At 48.3% G+C, this 23,254-nt stretch carries 23 protein-coding genes; 17 read left to right on the top strand and 6 right to left on the bottom strand.

Annotated elements, in window-relative coordinates; genetic code table 11:
• Nucleotides 1-4 precede the first annotated feature (4 nt).
• Nucleotides 5-652, bottom strand: coding sequence for a YczE/YyaS/YitT family protein (locus tag ACQ31U_RS01880; protein WP_431053382.1), 648 nt, complete (start codon nt 650-652; stop codon nt 5-7).
• 285 nt (nt 653-937) lie between these two features.
• Between ACQ31U_RS01880 and ACQ31U_RS01875 the strand changes: the two genes are divergently transcribed.
• From ACQ31U_RS01875 to deoD, 8 genes are all read left to right on the top strand, one after another.
• Nucleotides 938-2,026, top strand: coding sequence for a PfkB family carbohydrate kinase (locus ACQ31U_RS01875; RefSeq protein WP_431053380.1), 1,089 nt, complete (start codon nt 938-940; stop codon nt 2,024-2,026).
• A complete protein-coding gene (locus tag ACQ31U_RS01870) occupies nt 2,023-2,943 on the top strand; it encodes a pseudouridine-5'-phosphate glycosidase (RefSeq protein ID WP_431053379.1) in 921 nt (306 codons plus the stop codon). Before ACQ31U_RS01875 ends, ACQ31U_RS01870 begins: the two co-directional genes overlap by 4 nt.
• Nucleotides 2,944-3,038: 95 nt before the next feature.
• Nucleotides 3,039-4,583 carry a YjjI family glycine radical enzyme gene (locus ACQ31U_RS01865; protein WP_431053377.1) on the top strand — a complete coding sequence of 515 codons (1,545 nt, stop codon included), beginning with the start codon at nt 3,039-3,041 and terminating at the stop codon, nt 4,581-4,583.
• Nucleotides 4,570-5,397, top strand: a complete 828-nt coding sequence (locus ACQ31U_RS01860) for a 4Fe-4S cluster-binding domain-containing protein (RefSeq protein WP_431053375.1) — start codon at nt 4,570-4,572, stop codon at nt 5,395-5,397. The genes ACQ31U_RS01865 and ACQ31U_RS01860 overlap by 14 nt, the downstream gene beginning before the upstream one ends.
• A 213-nt stretch (nt 5,398-5,610) precedes the next feature.
• On the top strand, nt 5,611-6,894 hold the full coding sequence (locus ACQ31U_RS01855) for a NupC/NupG family nucleoside CNT transporter (RefSeq protein WP_431053373.1): 1,284 nt from the start codon (nt 5,611-5,613) through the stop codon (nt 6,892-6,894).
• A 102-nt stretch (nt 6,895-6,996) separates the two neighbouring features.
• The gene (deoC, locus tag ACQ31U_RS01850) at nt 6,997-7,788 is read left to right on the top strand and encodes a deoxyribose-phosphate aldolase (RefSeq protein ID WP_431053371.1); all 792 of its coding nucleotides are present in this window, start codon (nt 6,997-6,999) and stop codon (nt 7,786-7,788) included.
• A gap of 24 nt (nt 7,789-7,812) precedes the next feature.
• Nucleotides 7,813-9,045, top strand: a complete 1,233-nt coding sequence (gene deoB, locus ACQ31U_RS01845) for a phosphopentomutase (protein ID WP_431053369.1) — start codon at nt 7,813-7,815, stop codon at nt 9,043-9,045.
• Between the two features lie 24 nt (nt 9,046-9,069).
• Nucleotides 9,070-9,789 carry a purine-nucleoside phosphorylase gene (deoD, locus tag ACQ31U_RS01840; protein WP_084255205.1) on the top strand — a complete coding sequence of 240 codons (720 nt, stop codon included), beginning with the start codon at nt 9,070-9,072 and terminating at the stop codon, nt 9,787-9,789.
• Between the two features lie 114 nt (nt 9,790-9,903).
• Here deoD and ACQ31U_RS01835 read toward each other — a convergent pair whose 3' ends face one another.
• Together ACQ31U_RS01835 and ACQ31U_RS01830 are read right to left on the bottom strand one after the other, a co-directional pair.
• The gene (locus tag ACQ31U_RS01835; protein WP_431053367.1) at nt 9,904-10,161 is read right to left on the bottom strand and encodes a BrnA antitoxin family protein; all 258 of its coding nucleotides are present in this window, start codon (nt 10,159-10,161) and stop codon (nt 9,904-9,906) included.
• On the bottom strand, nt 10,121-10,396 hold the full coding sequence (locus tag ACQ31U_RS01830; RefSeq protein ID WP_431053365.1) for a BrnT family toxin: 276 nt from the start codon (nt 10,394-10,396) through the stop codon (nt 10,121-10,123). The genes ACQ31U_RS01835 and ACQ31U_RS01830 overlap by 41 nt, the downstream gene beginning before the upstream one ends.
• 184 nt (nt 10,397-10,580) lie before the next feature.
• Here ACQ31U_RS01830 and djlA point away from each other — a divergent pair, with 184 nt between their 5' ends.
• From djlA to tadA, 9 genes are all read left to right on the top strand, one after another.
• Nucleotides 10,581-11,435 (top strand): co-chaperone DjlA, encoded by an 855-nt coding sequence (gene djlA / locus ACQ31U_RS01825; protein WP_431053363.1) that lies wholly within the window; start codon nt 10,581-10,583, stop codon nt 11,433-11,435.
• 2 nt (nt 11,436-11,437) lie between these two features.
• On the top strand, nt 11,438-12,046 hold the full coding sequence (locus ACQ31U_RS01820) for a DUF2238 domain-containing protein (RefSeq protein WP_431054258.1): 609 nt from the start codon (nt 11,438-11,440) through the stop codon (nt 12,044-12,046).
• On the top strand, nt 12,046-13,020 hold the full coding sequence (gene dusC, locus ACQ31U_RS01815; RefSeq protein WP_431053361.1) for a tRNA dihydrouridine(16) synthase DusC: 975 nt from the start codon (nt 12,046-12,048) through the stop codon (nt 13,018-13,020). The genes ACQ31U_RS01820 and dusC overlap by 1 nt, the downstream gene beginning before the upstream one ends.
• Nucleotides 13,007-13,393 carry a pyrimidine dimer DNA glycosylase/endonuclease V gene (locus ACQ31U_RS01810; RefSeq protein ID WP_431054257.1) on the top strand — a complete coding sequence of 129 codons (387 nt, stop codon included), beginning with the start codon at nt 13,007-13,009 and terminating at the stop codon, nt 13,391-13,393. The genes dusC and ACQ31U_RS01810 overlap by 14 nt, the downstream gene beginning before the upstream one ends.
• Before the next feature lie 11 nt (nt 13,394-13,404).
• Nucleotides 13,405-13,935, top strand: a complete 531-nt coding sequence (gene yjjX, locus ACQ31U_RS01805) for an inosine/xanthosine triphosphatase (RefSeq protein WP_431053359.1) — start codon at nt 13,405-13,407, stop codon at nt 13,933-13,935.
• Between the two features lie 260 nt (nt 13,936-14,195).
• Nucleotides 14,196-16,325: a polyribonucleotide nucleotidyltransferase gene (pnp, locus tag ACQ31U_RS01800; protein WP_431053357.1), complete on the top strand. Its 2,130-nt coding sequence runs from the start codon at nt 14,196-14,198 to the stop codon at nt 16,323-16,325.
• 84 nt (nt 16,326-16,409) lie between these two features.
• The gene (nlpI, locus tag ACQ31U_RS01795) at nt 16,410-17,342 is read left to right on the top strand and encodes a lipoprotein NlpI (RefSeq protein ID WP_431053355.1); all 933 of its coding nucleotides are present in this window, start codon (nt 16,410-16,412) and stop codon (nt 17,340-17,342) included.
• 178 nt (nt 17,343-17,520) lie between these two features.
• Entirely contained in the window at nt 17,521-19,407 is a 1,887-nt protein-coding gene (locus ACQ31U_RS01790) for a DEAD/DEAH box helicase (protein WP_431053353.1), read from the top strand.
• Between the two features lie 258 nt (nt 19,408-19,665).
• On the top strand, nt 19,666-20,157 hold the full coding sequence (gene tadA, locus ACQ31U_RS01785; RefSeq protein ID WP_431053351.1) for a tRNA adenosine(34) deaminase TadA: 492 nt from the start codon (nt 19,666-19,668) through the stop codon (nt 20,155-20,157).
• Nucleotides 20,158-20,287: 130 nt separating this feature from the next.
• Here the strand turns inward: tadA and ACQ31U_RS01780 are convergent, their stop codons facing one another.
• The 3 genes from ACQ31U_RS01780 to ACQ31U_RS01770 are packed head-to-tail and all read right to left on the bottom strand — an operon-like array spanning nt 20,288 to nt 23,157.
• Nucleotides 20,288-20,674 carry a PTS sugar transporter subunit IIA gene (locus tag ACQ31U_RS01780; protein WP_431053349.1) on the bottom strand — a complete coding sequence of 129 codons (387 nt, stop codon included), beginning with the start codon at nt 20,672-20,674 and terminating at the stop codon, nt 20,288-20,290.
• 13 nt (nt 20,675-20,687) lie between these two features.
• Nucleotides 20,688-22,478, bottom strand: coding sequence for a glycoside hydrolase family 35 protein (locus ACQ31U_RS01775; RefSeq protein ID WP_431053347.1), 1,791 nt, complete (start codon nt 22,476-22,478; stop codon nt 20,688-20,690).
• Nucleotides 22,479-22,488: 10 nt separating this feature from the next.
• Nucleotides 22,489-23,157, bottom strand: coding sequence for an HAD family hydrolase (locus ACQ31U_RS01770; RefSeq protein ID WP_431053345.1), 669 nt, complete (start codon nt 23,155-23,157; stop codon nt 22,489-22,491).
• Between the last annotated feature and the right edge of the window lie 97 nt (nt 23,158-23,254).

The following is a 23,254-nucleotide window of genomic DNA, read 5'->3' as shown; positions in this document are numbered from 1 at the left end:
AAAATTAGCGTTCCTTTGCCTTGGCGCTAAAAATCGCCAGTGTGAACTGGATCACCCAGCCGATTGAAAAGGCGAATAACAGCGTGGCGAAGCCGAGCGTGCCGCCGAGGAGAAAGCCGATCAGCGCAACCGCACTTTCCATGGCGGTGCGCACAATGCCGACTTTGAGTTTAAAACGTTGGCACAGTCCGACCATTAACCCGTCGCGCGGTCCGGAACCCATATGGCAGGTGAGATAAAACGCCGAACCGACGCCCATTAACAAAATGCCGAGCAAAGCGTAGGCAAAACGGGCAAGTGCGGTCTGCGGCGTAGCGAGGCTGGCGGCAACCGCGCCAAGGGCAATGGCGATCAACACGATATTCAGGATCGTACCCAAGCCGATTTTCAGCCGCAGCGGCAGCCACGCCAACATCACCACACAGCTGATGATAAACGAGGCGAAACCGACACTAACCCCGGTTTGCAATGCGATCCCCTGTGACAGAATCGTCCATGGCGCCGACCCTAAATCGGAGACCAACAGAAATCCTTCGCCCACGCCGACCAGCAATAGCGACAGGCATAACGGCACGAAACTGTGGAATTTCACTTCCCACAGCCGATTGGCGCTCCATTCGGTTTTCGGTAAAACCGCGTACTGTTTTTTCAAGGTTATTTCCGCTATGGCGAATGTTTAATTATTCTGAATTGTGACATGATCATGTTAAAAAGAAAATCATTACGGACGAAATAACTTTTCTGTCTTAGTTATATCAATTGGAGCTTGTCGGATTGTTGCTGAAAATAAACCGCACTTTGAGTCTAAGATCACAAATTTGAATAATAAATAAACAAAATTTGTTATCTTGCTCACAACATATCATTTTTTCACTTTATTTTTCTTGGGTAACGTTCAGAATTTAAACATAAGTTGAAAAACAAACAGGTGTTGATTATGCATCGCGAGCAACAAATTTTAGAACTGTTACGAAAAGATCCGTTAATGCCTCAACAACAACTTGCGGATATTTTAGGATTAAGCCGTTCGAGTGTTGCCGGCTATATAATGAACCTAATGCGCAAAGGGCAAATCAGAGGAAAAGGCTATATTCTTTCACCGCAACAGCGAGTCGTGACGATTGGCGGAACGAATATGGATATTGCCGGTTATCCACTCAATAATATTGTTTTCGCTGATTCTAATTTAGGCAAAATAAAATGCACTCCCGGGGGAGTCGGGCGTAATATCGCACAGAATATTGCTATGCTGGGGAAAGAATCTCATCTCATTTCAGTCGTTGGTGATGATTTATATGGGGAGACGGTATTGGAGCGAACGAAGCAGGCGGGCGCGCATGTCGATCGCTGTTATAAGTTGCATAACGAAACCACATCCACTTATTTATCGCTGTTGGATAAAAATGGCGAAATGGTGGTGGCGATTAATGATATGGACATTTTAACGCATTTAACCCCCGCTTTATTATCTTCACGCCTGGATTTTATCCAGCATGCCGATGTGATAGTCCTGGATTGTAATTTAATGGAAAAAACACTGGCATGGATCTTCAGCAACTGTGGGGATATTCCCATTTTTGTTGATCCGGTTTCGACCTTTAAGGCGATAAAAATCCGACATTGGCTCTCCCATGTTCATACGTTGAAGCCGAATCGTTTGGAAGCGGAAACCCTGAGCGGTATAGCGATAAAACATCGTGATGATGTGGCAAAAGTAGCGGAATGGTTTCATGAACAGGGCGTGATTCGCTTGGTATTGAGCATGGGCGCCGAGGGGGTTTATTTTAGCGAGCAATCGGGAATAGACGGTTGGTCGGCCCCATTGAAAGTGAACACGGTCAATGTGACCGGCGCCGGTGATGCAATGATGGCGGGATTGGCATGTTGCTGGTTGGAAAATATGACATTACAGGAAAGTGTACGTTACGCGCAGGGCTGTTCTGCAATGGCATTGTCTTCCGAATTTACTAACAATCCGAACCTATCGGATGATAGCGTTAAAAAACTCTTAGAGGTTCAATTATGAATAAATATCTTGATATTGCGCCAGAAGTGGCAACCGCGTTGGAAAACAAGGTACCGGTGGTGGCATTGGAGTCTACCATTATTTCACACGGCATGCCTTATCCACAAAATGTCGAAACCGCACTTGAAGTAGAAAACGTTATTCGTGAAAACGGCGCTGTCCCTGCGACGATAGCCGTTATTAAAGGGCGGTTAAAAGCAGGATTATCGCGTGATGAAATCGAACTGCTTGGTAAAGAAGGGCACGCCGTGGCAAAAGTCAGCCGTCGGGATTTGCCGTTTGTTATTGCTGCTGAGCAAAACGGCGCAACAACTGTCGCCGGAACGATGATTGTTGCGGCGTTAGCCGGTATTAAAATGTTTGCGACCGGAGGGATTGGCGGCGTTCATCGGGGAGCGGAACGCACCTTTGATATTTCGGCAGATTTGCAAGAATTGGCTCGAACCAATGTGGCGGTTATCTGTGCAGGTGCAAAGTCGATTCTGGATCTGGGAATGACAACGGAATATTTGGAAACATTCGGAGTGCCGTTAATCGGTTATCAAACAGATAAATTACCGGCATTTTATTCAAGGACAAGCCAGTATAATGTCAGTATCCGTTTAGATTCGGCAGAAGCAATCGCAAAAGCGCTAGACGCTAAATGGGCGGCGGGGTTGAATGGCGGTGTGGTGATAGCCAATCCGATTCCGGAGGCTTTCGCAATGCCGGAAGAGGAGATTAATACCGCTATTGATCAAGCCGTAAGGGAATCACTTGAGCAAGGGGTTGTCGGCAAAGACAGCACGCCGTTTTTGCTGGCGCGGGTGGCGGAACTGACCGGCGGCGAGAGTTTGAATTCGAATATTCAATTAGTGTTTCATAATGCCAAATTGGCTGCTCAGATTGCCGTTGATTATCATAACGTTGCGTTATAACACCTTTGTATATCAGAACCTTATCAGGTTGCCGTCCGTTATGACGGCGGCGGCCTGCGTTATCATTAACATAGATTCAAATAGGGGAAATTTATATGCTGGCGACAACACAAGATATTTTAAATACGGTAACTGCGGTCAATTTAACTTATCAGCAAAAATTAATGAGTCTGGCAAATATTGCCGAGCGCTTAATTGATCCGCGTGAGCTTTTAGGTTATAGCGAAGAAGAGTGGCATTATCTTGAAAACCAAATGATCTGCGACTTAAACGAAGGTTATGCGATTTATCGTCCTCGCTATATTTTGCCGGATTATTCGGTTTATCTTAAACAAGGCTGCCAATTCTTAGCCTTACCTATTCCCAAGACACTGGATGAGGTGTTAGACGGGTTACTGATTCTATATTCCCATGTGCCGTCTATTACCACGTTTCCGGTGTATATCGGGCGTTTGGACAGCCTGCTCGAGCCGTTTATGACGAATGAAACGGAAGATTATATTAAAATTAAACGCTTTTTAAATCATATCGATAAAACCGTACCGGACTCTTTTTGCCATGCCAACATCGGGCCTTATGAAACGACAGCCGGGCGTTTGATTTTACAGGCCGTGATTGAGCTGGAAAACACTACGCCGAATATGAGTATCCGCTACGATAAACGCAAAACCTCACGCGAATTTGCCGAATTGGCGGCAAAAGCCTGTTTATTGGTGTCAAAACCGTCGTTTGCCAATGATGTGTACTATATTCGGGATTTAGGCGAACAATATGGCATTGCCAGTTGTTATAACGCCTTGCCGGAGTGCGGCGGCGCATACACATTAACGCGTTTACGCCTCGGTACAATCGCCCGCACTTGCCGGACGGTTGCGGAATTTGTTCAGGGTTTACTGCCGAAGGTCGCCAACTTAGCGCTATCCATCATGGACAAACGCCATCAGTTTTTAGTGGAAAAAAGCGGCTTTTTTAAATCCAGCTTCTTGGTGAAGGAAGGGTTTATCCAACGCACCAATTTCACCGGCATGTTTGCGATTGTCGGCTTGGCGGATGCGGTGAATCACCTGTTGCAACAAGAAGGGCTGAACGAAACCTTCGGGCAGAGCGAGAGAGGAGACGTCATTGCAACCGCGATTATGGATTGTCTGAGCGAAGTCAATGGACAACATCGAGGGCTTTATGCGGAACGCACCGACGGACATTATTTGCTGCACGCGCAAGTGGGCGCTAGCAACCACGAAGAAGATAAGCGCAACACCCCGGCACACCGCATTAAAGTGGGGCAAGAGCCAACCTTATTGGCGCACTTGAAGCAATCCGCACCTTTCCACCGTTATTTCCCGTCAGGAACAGGGGATCTGTTTGCATTCGATCAAACCTACCTCGATCACCTTGATGCGGTAGTTGATATTATTGATGGCGCATTTGCCTTGAATTATCGCTATATCACCACCTATTTGAAAAATACGGATCTGATTCGTGTGACGGGTTATTTAGTGAAAAAAAGCGAAGTTGAACGCTTCCGCAAAGGGGAGGCGGTGCTGCGAGATACCACCTGGTTCGGTTCGGGCACGGATGACTGTGCGCAGGTCTTTGACCGACAATTGCGTGATCAAGGCGATGTGAATGCAGCCGGATAAAACAATAAAGTGCGGTTCTGCGCCCGATCAGACCGCACTTGGGCAAATTTTTGTGCCGTTGCAGCGGATTATTCCGTTTTCCAATGTCGAAGGTTCGGGAAATCGGATCAGTATTTTTTTACAGGGCTGTAAACTCAATTGTCTGTACTGCCATAATCCTGAAACCATCGCCAGATACAGCGCAGACAGCAGTTTGGTGAGTTTAGATTATTTATATCGGCAAGTGCGGTCGAGCATGCCGTTTATTCGCGGTGTCACGGTTTCCGGAGGCGAACCGACCATTCATCATCGCAAACTAGTGCCGTTTTTTCATGCGGTGCATGAACTCGGCTTGAGTTGTTATTTAGATTCCAGTGGCTTTTTTGATTTTGACATGACACAAGAGTTGATTGCGGTAACGGATAAATTTCTGTTCGATGTCAAAGGAATCGGCGCCGGATTACAAACGTTGTGTTTGGATCGCAAAAACCGCGCGGGGCTTGTGTCGCAACAAGCAGATTTAACCGTGCGAATCAAACCGGAAAATAGAGAACGCAACCTTAATAATCTTGTTCGTTTACTGCGGTTGGGCAAAGTCGAGGAGGTGAGAGTGGTACTGATTAAGGGCTATTTTGATCTATATGAATTATTGGCGCGAGTCGCTGCGTTACTGAAGCCCTACCCGGAGGTCTTGTTTAAACTGATACGGGTTCATGCGAAAGGAAGCCGGGATCCGTCAGCTATCGAACGTTTAATGCCAACGGCCGATGAGATGAATCATATGACAGCGTACGTAAAAGCCTTGGGTATAGAAAAAACGGTAGCAATTTATTGAACATGTGAAGTATGTTTTTTGTACGAATAGTTTGGAAAGGCTCCAATATAGTTGATTTAGATCTCATTATGAAAATTATTTTCAGACTTTTTTTAAAAAAGGGGTATAGTTGCAATCTTAAAAATTTGAAGCCGTTACTTTTAAAGAGCGGGCTGTTGTTTTTTATAGTGAAAATTTAACTATTTTTTTTAGTTTTTAATACAGAGGTTGATTATGGATTCACTACTCAGTATCGTCGGTATAGTTGTATTACTGGCAATTGCATTTTTGCTTTCGAATAATAAAAAAGCAATTAACTATCGTACCGTGTTGGGCGCATTGGCGATTCAAATCGGGATTGGCGCACTGATTCTTTATGTGCCGGCCGGACGTGATGCGCTGTTGGCGGCGGCACAAGGTGTTCAAAAAGTCATTAATTACGGCAATGACGGAATTGGCTTTTTATTCGGCGGTTTGGTCAGCGACAAAATGTTTGAAGTATTCGGCGGCGGCGGTTTCGTGTTTGCCTTGCGCGTGTTGCCGGCAATCATTTTCTTCGCCTCGTTAATCTCCGTTTTATATTACATTGGCGTTATGCAATGGGTGATTAAAATTATCGGTGGTTTCTTGCAAGTGGTGTTGAAAACGTCGAAAACCGAATCCATGTCGGCGGCGGCAAATATTTTCGTCGGGCAAACCGAAGCCCCATTAGTGGTGAAACCGTATATCGCCAAAATGACCGAATCCGAACTGTTTGCAATTATGTGCGGCGGCTTGGCGTCGGTTGCCGGAGCGGTGATGATCGGCTATGCGCAAATGGGCGTGCCGTTGCCATATTTGATTGCCGCTTCGTTTATGGCGGCACCGGGCGGTTTATTATTTGCCAAAATTTTATTTCCACAAACCGAAAAGCCGCATGATGACATTGATCATGATGGCTTAGAAGAAAAACCGGCTAACGTATTGGATGCGGCGGCAAGCGGCGCTTCTTCCGGGATGCAATTAGCGATGAATGTGGGGGCGATGTTGTTGGCATTTGTGGCATTAATCGCATTACTTAACGGTATTTTAGGCGGCGTTGGCGAGTGGATTGGCTTCACGGATCCGAATCATCCATTAACCTTGCAGATGATTTTAGGTTGGATTTTCCAACCGTTGGCTTATGTAATTGGTGTGCCGTGGAGTGAAGCGCAAGTCGCCGGTTCAATGATTGGGCAAAAATTAGTGATTAATGAGTTCGTCGCTTACCTTGATTTTGTTAAATATCTTGGTGCGGATGCCCCGGTGGTGTTGAATGAGAAAACCAAAGCAATTATTACTTTTGCGTTGTGTGGTTTCGCCAACTTCAGCTCGATTGCCATTTTAATCGGTGGTTTGGGAACAATGGCGCCAAACCGTCGCTCCGACGTGGCGCGTTTGGGGATTAAAGCGGTGATTGCCGGTTCGCTATCTAACTTAATGAGCGCCGCAATTGCCGGTTTGTTCATCGGTTTAACCGGTGCGGCATTAGTCGTCTAACTACCGCACTATTGGTTTTAATACGGAACACCACGCTTGGCGTGGTGTTTGTCATTCGATGACAGGGCGGTTTTAGCCCCGGTCATCTTTGCAGGAGTCACTATGACACAATTGAACGACATTAAAAAAACGGCAAAACTGGCGTTGAGCCTGATGGATCTGACCAGTTTAAACGACAACGATACCGACGAGGCGATCATCGCATTATGCCGTCAGGCGAAAACCAAATTCGGTTCGCCGGCGGCGGTTTGCGTTTACCCGCGCTTTGTTCCGATTGCGCGTAAAACCTTGCGGCAGTTGGGCTTGGCACAAGTCAAAATTGCTACGGTCACCAATTTTCCGCACGGTAATGATGATCTTGACATTGCGGTTGCCGAAACCAAAGCGGCAATTGCTTACGGCGCAGATGAAGTGGATGTGGTGTTTCCCTACCGCACTTTGATCAAAGGTGATGAAAAGTGCGGTTTTGAACTGGTCAGTGCGTGTAAAAAAATCTGTGCGGACAACAACGTGTTGTTGAAAGTGATTATCGAAAGCGGCGAATTACAAACTGCGGCGCTTATTCGCAAAGCCTCTGAAATTGCGATTCGAGCCGGTGCGGATTTTATCAAAACCTCAACCGGCAAAGTGCAAGTCAACGCCACTTTGGAATCGGCAGAACTCATGTTGCAAGCCATTGCCGATTTAAACGTGCAAGATCGAGTCGGCTTTAAAGCGGCGGGCGGTGTACGCACTGCACAAGATGCACAGCAATATTTGCAATTGGCCGCCCGCATTTTAGGCGGCGACCGGCTTAATCCCGCTCATTTCCGTTTTGGCGCTTCGGGTTTATTAAATGATTTATTAGGAACTTTAGGCGGGGAAAACCAGTCTAACTCTACAAGTCAATACTAAAAACAAGAGAAGAAGGAAAAGAAGATGAAAAGAACCTTTATTTTAATGATGGACTCTTTTGGTATCGGTGCCGCAGCAGACGCGGATAAATTCGGTGATGTCGGCTCGGATACATTAGGGCATATCGCGGAGCAATGCGCCGCCGGCAAAGCCGACAACGAACACCGCAGCGGTGCGTTGAAATTGCCGAATTTAACCAAATTGGGCTTGGCAATGGCTGCAAAAGAATCGACAGGCCGTGTGCCGGCAGGCATGGATGCGAACGCAGAGATTATCGGCGGGTATGCCTTCGCAAAAGAGATTTCTTCAGGCAAAGATACGCCGTCAGGGCATTGGGAAATCGCCGGAGTACCGGTGCTGTTTGATTGGGGCTATTTTAAAGATCATCAAAACAGCTTTCCGCAAGAATTACTTGATCGAATTGTGGCGAAGAGCGGTATTCCGGGCTATTTAGGCAACTGCCATTCGTCGGGGACGGTGGTGTTGGATGAATTAGGGGAAGAGCACATGAAAACCGGCAAACCGATTTTCTACACCTCGGCCGATTCCGTGTTTCAAATTGCCTGCCATGAGGAAACCTACGGCTTAGAAAAATTATATGAACTGTGTCATATCGTGCGTGAAGAATTGGAAGGCTATAATATCGGACGTGTGATCGCCCGTCCGTTTATCGGCGCAAAAGCGGGCGAGTTCAAACGTACCGGCAACCGCCATGATTATTCGGTATTGCCGCCGTCTGCGACCGTATTACAAAAATTGGTTGAGGAAAAACAAGGTGACGTGGTGTCTATCGGCAAAATCGCGGATATTTACGCTCACACCGGCATTACCGAAAAAGTGAAAGCCACCGGCTTGGAAGAGATTTACGACCGCACTATCGAACAAATCAAAGCCGCTGGCGATAACACTATCGTGTTCCCGAATTTCGTCAATTTTGATTCTGATTACGGACACCGCCGTGATGTCGCCGGTTATGCACAGGCATTGGAATACTTCGATTCGCGCTTGCCGGAAGTGTTGGCGTTGGTGCAAGAAGGCGATCTATTGATTATCACCGCCGATCACGGCTGTGATCCGACTTGGAGCGGCACCGATCACACCCGCGAACACATCCCGGTGTTGATGTACGGCAGTGAAGTACCGAAGGGTTTCTTGGGCAAACGCGAAACCTTTGCCGACATCGGACAAACCATTGCCGGCTATTTCGGCACATCGCCGATGGATTACGGCACAACAATGATTAACTTTCAAAAATAACGATTGATTAAAGAGGATATTATTATGGCTACACCACATATCAATGCCGTTGACGGCGCATTTGCCGACGTTGTTCTTATGCCGGGCGATCCGCTGCGGGCAAAATACATCGCCGAAACCTTTTTGGAAAACCCTCAAGAAGTGACCAATGTACGTAATATGTTGGGTTATACCGGCACTTACAAAGGACGTAAAATTTCGATTATGGGGCACGGCATGGGGATTCCGTCTTGCTCGATTTATGCCAAAGAACTGATCACCGAATACGGCGTGAAAAAAATTATTCGCGTCGGCTCATGCGGCGCAGTGCGCCATGACGTGAAAATTCGCGATGTGGTAATCGGCTTGGGGGCATGCACCGATTCCAAAGTCAACCGTATCCGCTTCAAAGACAACGATTTCGCCGCGATTGCCGATTATTCAATGGTCGCGGCGGCGGTGGAAGCGGCAAAGCAAAAAGGCGTGAAAGTGCAGGTCGGTAATTTGTTCTCTGCCGATCTGTTCTATACCCCGGATGTGGAAATGTTTGATTATATGGAAAAATACGGCATTTTAGGCGTGGAAATGGAAGCTGCAGGGATCTACGGTGTCGCCGCCGAATTCGGCGCCAAAGCGTTGACTATCTGCACCGTCTCCGACCATATCCGCACCCACGAACAAACCAGCGCCGAAGAACGCCAATTAACCTTCAATGAAATGATTGAAGTGGCGTTGGAATCGGTGTTGATCGGTGATCAACAGTAAAGTGCGGTTTAAGCTAGGTTAGCATTGAGCGAAGCGAAAGACAATAAATCTTGAGCGTCACTGTAATCGTATTTACCCCCTGACGTAAATGTCAGGGGAAATTTGAGTATCGTATTATATCGGCATATTTTGACGCAACACCGCATTAATCCGCGTTTGCCAGCCTTTTCCAGTGGCTTTGAATGCGGCTAAAATATCGCTGTCTAAGCGCAATTTAATAGCCTGCTTCGGATTATCTAGCCGTGGTCGCCCACGTTTGATCAGGTTTTCCCCTTGATATAAATCTGCACTTTGGAAAAAATCATCGCCGAGCTCTGGCGCATCATCAGGATCAATCCAAGTAGGATGTAAAACGTTGTTGTTCTCTTTCATTGGCTTTCCTCATTGAAATAATACGGCGATTCTTATCACGCCAAGTCCAAACGATCACCACGAGCCGTTCAGCGAGTGTGCCGATGGTGATATAGCGTATTTCCCCATAGTTTTGACGGGAATCTTCCGCCGTAAAATGTGTACCGTGAAAAACCTGCTCTGCGTGAGCGAAATCAAGCCCACGCTCTAGCAGAGTTTTCTGGCGTTTCAATTGATCATATTCAATCCCTGCCAAATTAATGTACCCCCATTAATTAATTAAATCAAGTGCTATGCAGTTTAATTCAGCAGCAATTTAATCAATACTACACGGACAGAAGTCTGGAATCTTGATCGCAAACTTCCTTGTTTCTAAGCCCCGCCGATTCAGGTAAAATGACGGCATTTTATTTGTGCATGTGTTTGTGAATAGGAAAAACATGAATTTTATCGGAAAAATTATCGGCTTTATTTTAGGCTACCGCTACGGTGGCTTTTTTGGCGCGCTTTTTGGGGCGGTGTTAGGGCATTTTGCGGATAAAAAAATCTACGAAATGGGCAGCGTCAGCTCCAGCTCGTTCGGGCGTACCTTGACTCGCCAGCAACTGTTTTTGAAAACCACCTTTGCCGTGATGGGGCATTTAAGCAAATCGAAAGGGCGGGTGACGGAAGACGATATTCAACTGGCGCAAAGCTTAATGAACCGTTTGAATCTTGATACTGAAGCGCGGCGCATGGCGCAAGACGCGTTCAATCAAGGCAAACAGGCGGATTTTCCGATTCGTCAGGTCATTCGCGAGTTTCGGGTTGGCTGTGGGCGCCGTCCTGATCTGTTGCGCATGTTTTTGGATATTCAAATTCAGACCGCACTTGCCGATAACCACTTGCATGACAGTGAAAAAGAGCTGTTGTTTGTGATTGCGCAAGAACTGGGCTTGTCGCAAATGCAGTTTGAACAGATGATGGCAATGATTTACGCCTCGCAACAATTTGCCAACGGCGGCTTTCAGCAACAGGACGGCTATCGGCAGCAAAGCGGCTATCAAGGCGGACAGCAATCTTACCGCACTTCGTCAGGCGCAAGCTTAGACGCGGCGTATCAGGTGATCGGCGTAACGGCAAACGATGATCAAACCACCGTCAAACGCGCTTACCGCAAATTGATGAACGAATACCACCCCGATAAACTGGTCGCCAAAGGCTTGCCGCCGGAAATGATGGAAATGGCAAAAGAGAAAGCTCAGAAAATCCAAGCGGCATATGACATGATCTGCAAGGCGAAAGGCTGGAAATAATGATGCCGCAGCGTAGTGCATTTCCGGTTGTGTTAGCCTTAATTGTCGCGCTAATAGCCGTTTGGTCTGGAATCGCCCCCTTTTCAAGAGCGGTGTGGTACGCGGAAGTCGCGCCGGTTTTTGTGGTATTTACGGCGTTAGTCATGACTTATTCACGTTTTCAATTCAGCAATATCGCGTATTTTTTAATGAGCTTGTGGCTGATTTTGCATTTAATCGGCGCACATTACACCTTTGAACTTGTGCCGTTCGAATGGGGCAGCCGCTTGCTGAGTGGTTGGTTCGGCGAAGATCGCAACCATTTTGATCGCGTGGCGCATTTTATCATCGGTTTTTATAGCTTCCCGATGGCAGAATGGCTGTTGCGTCGTAAGTTATGCGGACCGATTTTAGCCGGTTTCTTTGCGCTATTTTTTATTATGAGCGTTGCAGCCGCCTACGAATTGATCGAATGGCAATATTCGGTGATCGCCGGTGGCGACGAGGGCATTGCTTTTCTCGGCTCTCAGGGGGATGTGTGGGACGCGCAAAAAGATATGCTTGCCGACACGTTGGGCGCGCTGACCGCACTTGCGCTGTTCTACTTGTTGCGCACGGATAAAACGGTCTAATGCGCGTCATTCTAGCCCCGATGCAGGGCGTGCTCGATCCGTTTTTGCGCCATTTGCTGACCCAAGTGAATGATTACGATCTCTGCTTGTCGGAATTTGTGCGCGTGGTCGATCAACTGTTGCCGAAAAAAGCGTTTTATCGGTTGTGCCCTGAATTGCAACACGGCGGTTATACCCGCGCCGGTACACCGGTGCGGGTGCAGTTGTTGGGGCAGTTCCCCGAGTGGTTGGCGGAAAATGCGCAAAGAGCGGTTGAACTGGGGTCGCACGGGGTTGATTTGAATTGCGGTTGTCCGTCAAAAACCGTGAATAACAGCCAAGGCGGCGCTTCCTTATTGAAACAGCCGGAACTGATTTATCAAGCCACCAAAGCGATTCGGCAAGCGTTGGATAAATCGTACACCGTCAGTGTCAAAGTGCGGTTGGGCTGGGACAGCGATTCGGCGGCGTTTGAAATTGCCGACGCAGTACAGCAGGGCGGCGCAGATGAAATCACTATTCACGGGCGCACCAAAAGCGACGGTTACCGTGCCGAGCGGATTAACTGGCGGAAAATCGGCGAAATCCGTCAGCGCTTGCAGATTCCGGTGATCGCCAACGGGGAAGTTTGGAACTGGCAAGACGGGCAAGCCTGCTTGGCGGCGACCGGCTGCGATAGCTTGATGATCGGGCGCGGCGCGCTGAACATTCCCAATCTCAGCCGGGTGGTGAAGTTCAAGCATGACAAGCTGGCGTGGGCGCAGGTGTTGCAACTGCTACAACAATACGTTAATCTCGACAATCCGGCGGACAGCGGTTTTTACCATGTGGCGCGGATTAAACAATGGCTGCGTTATTTGGAAAAGGAATATCCGCAAGCGGCGCAACTGTTTCAAATCATTAAAACCGAACATGGCTACGGCGGTTTAAAAGCCGAAGTGGAACGCCAAACCGCACTTTGTATCAATAAGGAGAGCGATGATGACCCGTATTAATGTCGTGCCGGTCGGCGAGTTGTGCGATCAACATTTGCTGGCGGAACACCGCGAGTTGACCCGCATTCCGAATGCGATCGCCAAAGGCAAATACAATTTGACCGGGCAGCCCGAGGATTATAAATTAGGCACAGGACACGTTAAATTTTTTATGAACAAGCTCGCTTTTCTGCACAAACGCTATCACGCTTTGCACCAAGAATGCTTGGCGCGCGGCTTTAATGTCACCAATCGTTGGGCCGAGGATTTGCCAAGCGAACCGCACTTATGGCTCGATTACCAGCCAAGCGACAACGCCCTGCGCTTAAATCGAGCACGAATTGCGGAGCGTATGCCGCTGAAAGCGCGCTTCACCCCGCATAAAACCGCTTAAACGGGAGAGCCATGCAAATCGTCATCGCCTCGGTCAATCCGGTTAAAGTCAATGCAGTCAAAACCGCATTCAGCAAATTGTTTCCTGATCGCACTTTGCATTTTAAGGCTATGCCGTCGCAATCGGGCGTGGCGGAACAGCCGATGAGCATGACGGAAACCAAACAAGGTGCGTTCAATCGGGTGCGATTCTGTCAGCAACAGTTGCCAAACGCGGATTTTTATCTGGCGATTGAAGCCGGAATCGAGCGCTTTGATTACGGCGCGGCGACCTGTGCCTATGTCGTCATCAGCGACAAAGTGCGGTTTGCAGTCGGGCGCAGTGCCGAATTGCCGATTCCCGATTGTGTGTACAATCGACTCAATCCGGAAATGGAATTAGGCACGGTGATGGATCAGCTGTTCCAAACCGAAAACATCAAACAAAAAGGCGGCGCGATGAGCCTGCTGACCAACGGCAACGCCAGCCGCGAAAGCGTGTACGTGCAAGCGGTGATTTTGGCGATGGCGAAATTTTTGCATTTATCGCTTTTTGAGCCGTAAAATTCCTTGATAAGAATGCGGTTATTTTGCCTAGATAGGTGGAATTTAAGAAATTATTAGCATTTTTACGGAAAATATCGGTATAATGGCACCGCTTATACTCTTTGTCAGCGTGCGGCTATCAAAAATGATCTATTCAAGTTATATGAAAACCATTTTTTATCCCCATTTTATTCCCACCTCGATTGCAGATTATTTTTGCTAGTCGCAATAAAGAGATAAGTTCAAATTTACTTATTGATTTTTAAAAGGAAAATCTCGTGACTCCAATTGTTAAACAATTTAAATACGGTCAGCATACCGTAACTTTAGAAACCGGCGCGATGGCGCGTCAGGCAACTGCCGCAGTGATGGCGAGCATGGACGATACTTCGGTTTTGGTTACCGTGGTGGCGAAAAAAGACGTCAAAGAAGGGCAGGATTTCTTCCCGTTAACCGTAAACTATCAAGAGCGGACTTATGCGGCAGGTCGCATTCCGGGCGGATTTTTCCGTCGTGAAGGCCGCCCGTCCGAAGGCGAAACCTTAATCGCGCGTTTGATTGACCGTCCGATTCGCCCGTTGTTCCCGGAAGGCTTTTACAACGAAATTCAAATCGTGGCGACCGTGGTATCGGTTAATCCGCAAATCAGCCCGGATATCGTGGCGATGATCGGGGCTTCCGCCGCACTTTCGTTGTCCGGTGTGCCGTTCAATGGTCCAATCGGCGCGGCGCGCGTTGGCTTTATCAACGATCAATTCGTGTTGAACCCGACGATGGCGGAACAAAAACACAGTCGTTTGGATTTAGTGGTTGCCGGTACCGATAAAGCGGTATTAATGGTCGAATCCGAAGCGGATATTTTAACCGAAGAGCAAATGTTGGCCGCCGTGGTGTTCGGTCATCAACAACAGCAAGTGGTGGTGGAAAACATCAAACAATTCGTTGCCGAAGCAGGCAAGCCGCGTTGGGATTGGCAAGCGCCGGCGGTGAATACCGCACTTGTGGCACAAGTCAAAGCGTTAGCCGAAAGCCGTTTGGGCGAAGCCTACCGTATCACCGAAAAACAAGCGCGCTATGCACAAGTCGATGTGATTAAAGCGGAAGTGACCGCAGCGGTGTTGGCAAACAACCAAGATGAAAAAATCACCGAAAATACGATTGCCGATATTTTAGGCGCATTGGAAAGCGATGTGGTGCGCAGCCGCATTTTAGCCGGCGAGCCGCGTATCGACGGACGTAACGTAGATACCGTGCGTGCGTTGGATATTTGCACCGGCGTGTTGCCGCGTACTCACGGTTCGGCGATCTTCACCCGTGGCGAAACCCAAGCCTTGGCGGTTGCCACTTTAGGCACGGAACGTGACGCGCAAATCATCGACGATATCACCGGCGAACGCACTGATCACTTCCTGTTCCACTATAATTTCCCGCCGTATTCCGTCGGTGAAACCGGCATGATCGGCTCGCCGAAACGCCGTGAAATCGGTCATGGTCGCTTGGCGAAACGCGGCGTGATGGCGGTAATGCCGACCATCGAAGAATTCCCGTACGTAGTGCGTGTGGTGTCTGAAATCACCGAATCAAACGGTTCGTCTTCCATGGCGTCGGTGTGCGGCGCTTCGTTGGCGTTAATGGACGCAGGCGTGCCGATCAAATCAGCCGTTGCCGGGATCGCGATGGGCTTGGTGAAATCCGACGATAAATTCGTGGTGTTGTCCGATATTTTGGGTGATGAAGATCACTTGGGCGATATGGATTTCAAAGTCGCCGGTACCAAACAAGGTGTAACCGCGCTGCAAATGGATATCAAAATCGAAGGCATTACGGCAGAAATCATGCAAATTGCCTTGAACCAAGCCAAAGGTGCGAGAATGCACATTTTAGGCGTGATGGAACAGGCGATTTCTGCGCCGCGCGGTGATATTTCCGATTTCGCCCCGCGTATCCACACCATGAAGATTGATCCGAAGAAAATCAAAGATGTGATCGGTAAAGGCGGTGCGGTGATTCGTGCCCTGACCGAAGAAACCGGCACTTCGATTGATATTGCGGACGACGGTACGGTAAAAATCGCGGCTACCGATAATTTGGCGGCGAAAGCCGTTATGGCACGGATTGACGACATCGTAGCGGATGTGGAAGTGAACCGTGTTTATAGCGGTAAAGTCACCCGTATTGCAGACTTTGGCGCATTTGTTGCTATCGTTGGCAATAAAGAAGGGTTGGTACATATTTCTCAAATCGCCGAAGAGCGGGTTGAAAAAGTAACCGATTATTTGCAAGTCGGACAAGAAGTCGCAGTAAAAGTGGTGGAAATCGATCGTCAAGGCCGTATCCGTTTGACCATGCGCGATATTGCGGCACAAGACGAGGTACAAGTCGCTGTTGGGCAAGGTGACGACGAGTAATTCAACTCGTCATAAAATTTTCGGCTGTCTATCTATGGTTCATCTCCTAGGCAGCCTGACGATTTTATTTGGGGGCATATGATAATGAAAATGGCCGGAAAATTCGTTCATTACACAAAATCGTTTTGTGTGTTGACGTGTTTACTTGTTGCCGCTGCATGTTCTATGCGCCCGACTATTCCATTGGTTTCCGACAAGAATGTGACCCTTGCCGAGCAAAATCCGTTGCTGCATTTTGATCAGGAAGTGATGATTGCGCGGCTGGGGCAGGTGTTACTGGTCGGAAATTTGGATAAAGACGAACGGGCAGCTTTACACTTTGAGCGTGGTGTATTGTATGACAGTTTGGGCCTCTGGGGATTAGCCCGTTATGATTTCACCCAAGCCTTAATGCTTCAACCGAAATTAGCGCCGATTTATAATTATTTAGGCTTGTATTTGCTGTTGGATGGCGATTACGACGGTTCGCTAGATGCGTTCAATGCCGTATTGCATTTGGACGGCAACTACGAATATGCTTATTTGAATCGGGGGTTGAATTTCTATTATGTCGGTCGTCATGGGTTGGCCGAACGGGATTTTTTGACGTTTTATCAAGCGGATCCGAGTGATCCATACCGCACTTTGTGGCTGTATTTGAATGAATTGAAATATAAACCGCACGAAGCAAGACAAAATTTGGCGCAACGGGCCAAAGGGTTATCCAATGAATTTTGGGGAACCAATATTGTGCACTACTATTTGGGCGAATTGTCGTATGATGATTTACAGCAAAAAATTGACAGTTTTGCCGTGCCGTATTCGCCTCAATATGCTGAAATTTTAACAGAAACCTATTTTTATTTAGCAAAACAACAACTCAATCTGGGGAAGGTTGACGAAGCAACCGCTTTGTTTAAATTGGCTCTTGCCAATCAAGTATTTAACTTTGTTGAGTATCGTTTTGCCTTGTTTGAACTCTCGCGTTTACGCTTGAATGAGAGTGAAACACTCACGGTTGTACCTGATACGAACTAAGTTAAACGGTCTTGATTGGGATTGCCTGGCTTTCGCGCCAGTCATACGGCTTGCAACCGCGTTGCAAACCGCACTTCGCATTTGCGCCACAATCACGCCGCACTAGGCATTATTCTATCACGCAACAATTTTTATTATTTTATCGGCGGCGCGTCCGCTGTCTACTATTGAGTAAAATATGACTGAAACAACTTTAACATTTAATGATTTAGGTTTGCCTGAATCGCTTATTTCCGCTGTCACCGCTATGGGATTCGTCAATCCGTCCCCGATTCAGCAAATTTGCATACCGCACTTGCTAAACGGCCGTGATGTGCTGGGTATGGCGCAAACCGGCAGCGGCAAAACCGCTGCGTTCTCCTTGCCGTTATTGGCACAGATCGACGCCGACGTGCGCACGCCGCAAATGCTGGTGATGGCGCCGACCCGTGAATTGGCGATTCAGGTTGCCGATGCCTGTGAACAATTCAGCAAAAACATCAAAGGTTTGAACATTGTTACGCTGTACGGCGGACAACGCTATGACATTCAATTGCGTGCCTTGCGTAAAGGCTCGCAAGTGGTGGTCGGTACGCCGGGACGGATTTTGGATCATATCCGCCGCGGCACATTAAACTTATCCGAACTGCGTTTTATGGTGCTGGACGAAGCCGACGAAATGTTGCGCATGGGCTTTATCGACGATGTGGAAGAGGTGATGAGCAAATTGCCGGAACAGCACCAAACCGCACTTTTCTCCGCGACCATGCCGGAGCCGATTCGTCGCATTACCCGTCGCTTTATGCAAGATCCGCAAGAAGTGAAGATTCAGGCAACGCAACAAACGCTGCCGGATATCACCCAAAGCTGCTGGTATGTCAACGGCGTGCGCAAAAACGAAGCCTTGCTGCGTTTCTTGGAAGTGGAGGATTTTGACGCAGCGATTATTTTCGTGCGCACCAAAACCGCGACCTTGGATTTAGCCGAATTATTAGAAAAACACGGGCACAGTGCGGCGGCGTTGAACGGCGACATGACCCAGCAACTGCGTGAACAAACTTTGGATCGCTTGCGTAACAACCGCTTGGATATTCTGATTGCGACCGATGTTGCCGCACGCGGTTTGGACGTGGAGCGAATCAGCTTGGTGGTGAACTACGATATTCCGTTAGATGCGGAATCTTATGTACACCGTATCGGCCGTACCGGGCGTGCCGGGCGTGCCGGGCGTGCATTGTTGTTTGTCGAAGGGCGTGAAAGACACTTGTTGCGCAACGTAGAACGTTTGATCAAAAAACAGATCGACGAAGTGGATCTGCCGAATCATAAAACGTTGGAAGCCTGTCGCCGTGAGAAATTTAAACAAAAAATTTCCGCCCAGTTGGAACACCATGATTTGGAAAAATACCGTAACCTATTGGAAGATATGTTCACAGCCGATCAGGATCATGAAGATTTGGCCGCGGCGATGATGATGTTGCTGCAGGGCAAACAAAAATTGATTTTGCCTCCGGACGCGCCAATCAAACCGCGCCGTGAACGCCAAGAAAATTCGCGCTCAGCGGATCGCCGTGGACGTGATCGCGATGACCGTTTCGGCGATCGTCGCGACGAACGTTCCCGTCCGGCGCGCGAGCAGATGCCGATGGATTTATACCGTATCGAAGTCGGTCGTGCCGACGGCGTGGAAGTGAAGCATATCGTCGGTGCAATCGCCAACGAGGGCGACATTGACAGCCGTTATATCGGGCACATCAAACTGCATGACGATTATTCGACCATCGAACTGCCGAAAGATATGCCGAAAGAATTATTGCAACACTTCGGTAAAACCCGCGTGTTAAACAAACCGATGCAAATGCGTTTTGTGGAAGAAGTGAAAGGCGACGGTGGTTTCGGCGGGCGAGGCGAACGCAAAGGCGGTTTCGGACGTGGGCGTGATAGCCGCCGTGAAGGCGGATTCCGCGAGGGCGGACGTTCTGATTTCCGTTCAGGACGCGGCGACCGTTTCTCCGAGCGTAATGATCGCAGCGGCAAACCGGGTTTTGAGCGCAAACCACGCCGTAGCGGACGTAGAGAAGGATAATTTCTATATCAAGCAATCCCTTTGGGATTGCTTGAGCGCAGACAAAGATTAAAATACACAATTGATATTGTAAAAGTAGGGGCGGATTATATATCCGCCCGAATTGTACTCCGCATTTTCCCTTTATTAATTAAATGCTTATACCGCACTTCGTAAACGGGCGGATATATAATCCGCCCCTACTTTGCTTTATCATCAAACATCTTTGTTAATAAACTGTCAGCCCCACAACGGGGATGTTTTTTCATTGAGATCACCATGACCGCACTTGAACAAGATCAACATTTTATGCAGCGCGCATTGGCGTTAGCGGACTATGCCGAATCGCTGGGCGAAATTCCGGTGGGCGCAGTGTTGGTGGACGAAAACGGGCAGATTATCGCCGAAGGTTGGAATGCTTCTATTCTAAAGCATGATCCGACCGCGCACGCCGAAATCGAAGCGATTCGCAAAGCGGCAAGTGCGGTACGGAATTACCGCTTACTCAATACCACGTTGTATGTCACCCTTGAACCCTGCACCATGTGCGCCGGGGCAATTTTGCACAGCCGGATTAAGCGCTTGGTGTTCGGTGCACGTGATTATAAAACCGGCGCGGTCGGTTCACGTTTCCATTTTTTTGATGATTACAAAATGAACCACTTTCTGGAAATTACCGCCGGTGTATTGGAGCAAGAATGCAGCGCAAAACTGAGCGCGTTCTTTCAACGGCGACGGTTGGAAAAGAAAGCGGAAAAGCTAACCGGCTGATTTTTAATAGAAAAGTAGGGTCGGGTGTATATCCGCCCGAACCGCACTTTGTAAACGGGAGGATATATAATCTCCCCCCATCATTGTCTCATTTGAGCAACTTGAGTTATTCAAGTCGCTTTTTTATCGCTTATTCATCATCATCTTGCACTAATTGCTTCAATTGTGCGGCAACGTCGTAAATTTGAGCTTTGGCGGTGTCGAGTAACTCGTCGGTGCTTTCTTCGCTGACAAGGCTGATGACCATCGGTAAATTCATGCCGCTGTAGAGCGAAATGCGATCTAAATAACGCATGGCGATGTTGCAAGGTGTGCCGCCCATAATGTCGCACAGCACGACAATTTCGCCCGATGTCGTCTTGGCGAGTGCTTGTTCGAATTTCTGTTGAAAATCTTCACTGCCTTCGTGTGGGTATAAGGCAACGGTTTGCGCCCCGTCGATTTTGCCTAAAATCATTTCGGCCGTGCCTAACAGACCTTGTGCAAATTCACCGTGGCTGATTAAAATAATGTTCATAAAATTGTCCTCGTTATAGATTTTTTGTGGTTAATTGCTTGTAAATAGGCTCGGCAGAAAAGCGAAGTGCGGTCGGGCGTACGCCTTCGGTTTCAAACACGATAATCTCATTCTTGCCTTGTCGCAGATAAGGCGCAGGCAGGTAGAGATAGCAGGTCGGGCCTTCCGACCAGTATCGCCCTAAATTTTTGCCATTGACGATAATCACCCCTTTGCCTAATTCGCGGGTGTCGATAAAGCTGTCTTGCGGTTCGTCGTCAATCGTCAAGGTGAACTGATAAAATGACGGCGTGGCGGAGTTGGCTGAACCGCTGAAATCCAGTTGCTGCAACTTATTGAAATCAATGTAGTATTGTTGCCAATTGCTGTGAAAATGCAGATCCAACACTGCGCCGCCGCTGATCCCTTTACACTGTGTCGGCGCAAGCATTTTGCCGCCGTAATTGACCCGTCCCATATTTTCCACCAATAAATCCAACTGGAAGCGATCATTCGGGGTTTGCAGCATAATATCTGCGCCGATTTCATGTTGATATTGGGTGGCGACTTTTTGTTGATCGTTGAACACCTGTACCCGATCACGGGCTTGATAAATCCGCAGTTTCAGCTCGTCGCTATGGCTGTCGGCAAACGTGCGGTAGAGCATATAGCCGTGATAATGCCCCAATTGCTCCATATTTTGCGTGTAGAGGCTGTCGTGGCGGCAACTGATTTTGTCTAAGGTGCTAAACAGCGAAACTTCCTGTTGCAGCGGCAGATCGGCATAACGGCAAAAGTGCGGTAACAGCGGTTCACAAATCGGGCTGGCATCGGGATACTGTTTCAGCACTTGTTGCAGCAGATAAAATTTTTGTGACGGCTCGCCCCATTCGCGGATCGGCGCGTCGTAGTCGTAGGAGGTCACTTGCGGCAAATCGGTGTCGCCGCGCGCAGAACAGCCGTTCCAAAAACCGAAATTTGTGCCGCCTTGCAACATATAAAAGTTGATACTGGCACGGTCGAGCAGGGCTTTAGCGCAATCGGCAAGATCTTGTGCGTCGCGCGTAATCACCGGCTCTTTCCAACGGTTAAACCACCCGTCCCAAAATTCCATACACATTAATGGAAAAGTGCGGTTGTGGCGGCGGAAGTAGAGTTGTAATTGGTCTAAATTTTCATCGCTGCGTGAGCCGAAATTGCCGGTCGGCAGAATGCCGTCTTCAATCAGCGCACCGGCTTCCAGCGCGTTTTGCCACGCGCCGTCTGAGGTGAACAGCGGCACATCGACACCGTTATCGAGCATGATCTGTTTGATTGCGCGTAGGTAATCTTTATCGTTGCCGAACGAGCCGTATTCGTTTTCGATCTGCATCATAATGATATTGCCGCCGTGTGTGATTTGATACGGCGTAACCAGTGGCAGCAGGTGATCGAGATAGGTTTTGACCGGGATTAAAAATTCGGGGGTGTTGCTGCGCGGGCGCAAGTTCGGTATGTTCAGCAACCAAGCCGGCAAACCGCCGAATTCCCATTCGGCGCAGATATACGGCGACGGACGCAGAATCACATAGAGATCAAGCTGTTGCGCAGTTTGAATAAAACGGACCAGATCGGCGTTGTCGTCAAAATAGAATTGGTTCGGTTGCGGTTGGTGCAAATTCCATGCAACGTAGGTTTCGACAGTATTGCAGCCCATGGCTTTCAAATTGTAAAGCGTGCGATACCAATATTCCGGTACGATCCGAAAATAGTGCACCGCGCCGGAGATAATCTTAAACGGTTTGCCGTGCAGTAAAAAATCGTGTTCGCCAATTTGAAAGGGCATGCGTTACTCCTTATTGCTGATGTAGGTTTTGAATAATGGTTAAAATGGCGTTCATGTCTTTGCCGCTGTAGTCGGCGTTGGATTGATCAATCGGCAAGCGCGTTTCTTCATAAGCGATCACGCGCAGCCCCGCACTTTTAGCGGCGGCGATACCGTAATGGGAATCTTCGATCACAATCACCTTGCTTTTATCTACTTGTAATGTGGCAACGGTGTGGTTATAAATCGCCGGATCGGGCTTGCTGCGCGGAAAATGTTCACCGCTGACAATCAAGTCAAAGTGCGGTCGAATGCCGCATTCGTTTAAAACGTGTTCAATATGTTGTTGGCGTGAGGACGAGGCAACTGCCACTTTAATTTGGTTTTTGGCGGCAAAATCCAAAATATGGCGAATATCGTGACGCAGAATGTCGGGATAATATAAATTTTTCACGCTTTGCGCGCTGTATTCGCCCAGTTGCTGTTCGATTTCGGCTAAGGTCAGCCGATGATTAATCAATTCGGCAATGGTTTGGTATAAGTCTTGGTAAGATTTACCGACTAACACAGAGGTGTCGAGTCGGGCGCGTTCTTGCGGATCGTCGATAAACGAGCCGATGAACGCAGTTTGATTGGCGAAATCAATAAATTCGGAATCGACGATCACGCCGTCCATATCAAAAATAATTGCTTCTAACATTGTCGATTTCACTCGGTGAAAGGGTTATAAGGAAACGCAAAGCACAGGTTGCGGGGACTCTCGTTCGCTGTGCTTTGCCGGTTATTGTTATTTTTTG

This window comes from Testudinibacter sp. TW-1 (assembly GCF_050613185.1).
Taxonomy (GTDB): domain Bacteria; phylum Pseudomonadota; class Gammaproteobacteria; order Enterobacterales; family Pasteurellaceae; genus Chelonobacter.
Note: the sequence above shows the minus strand (reverse complement) of the source record. Positions and strands in the feature narration are given on the sequence as shown.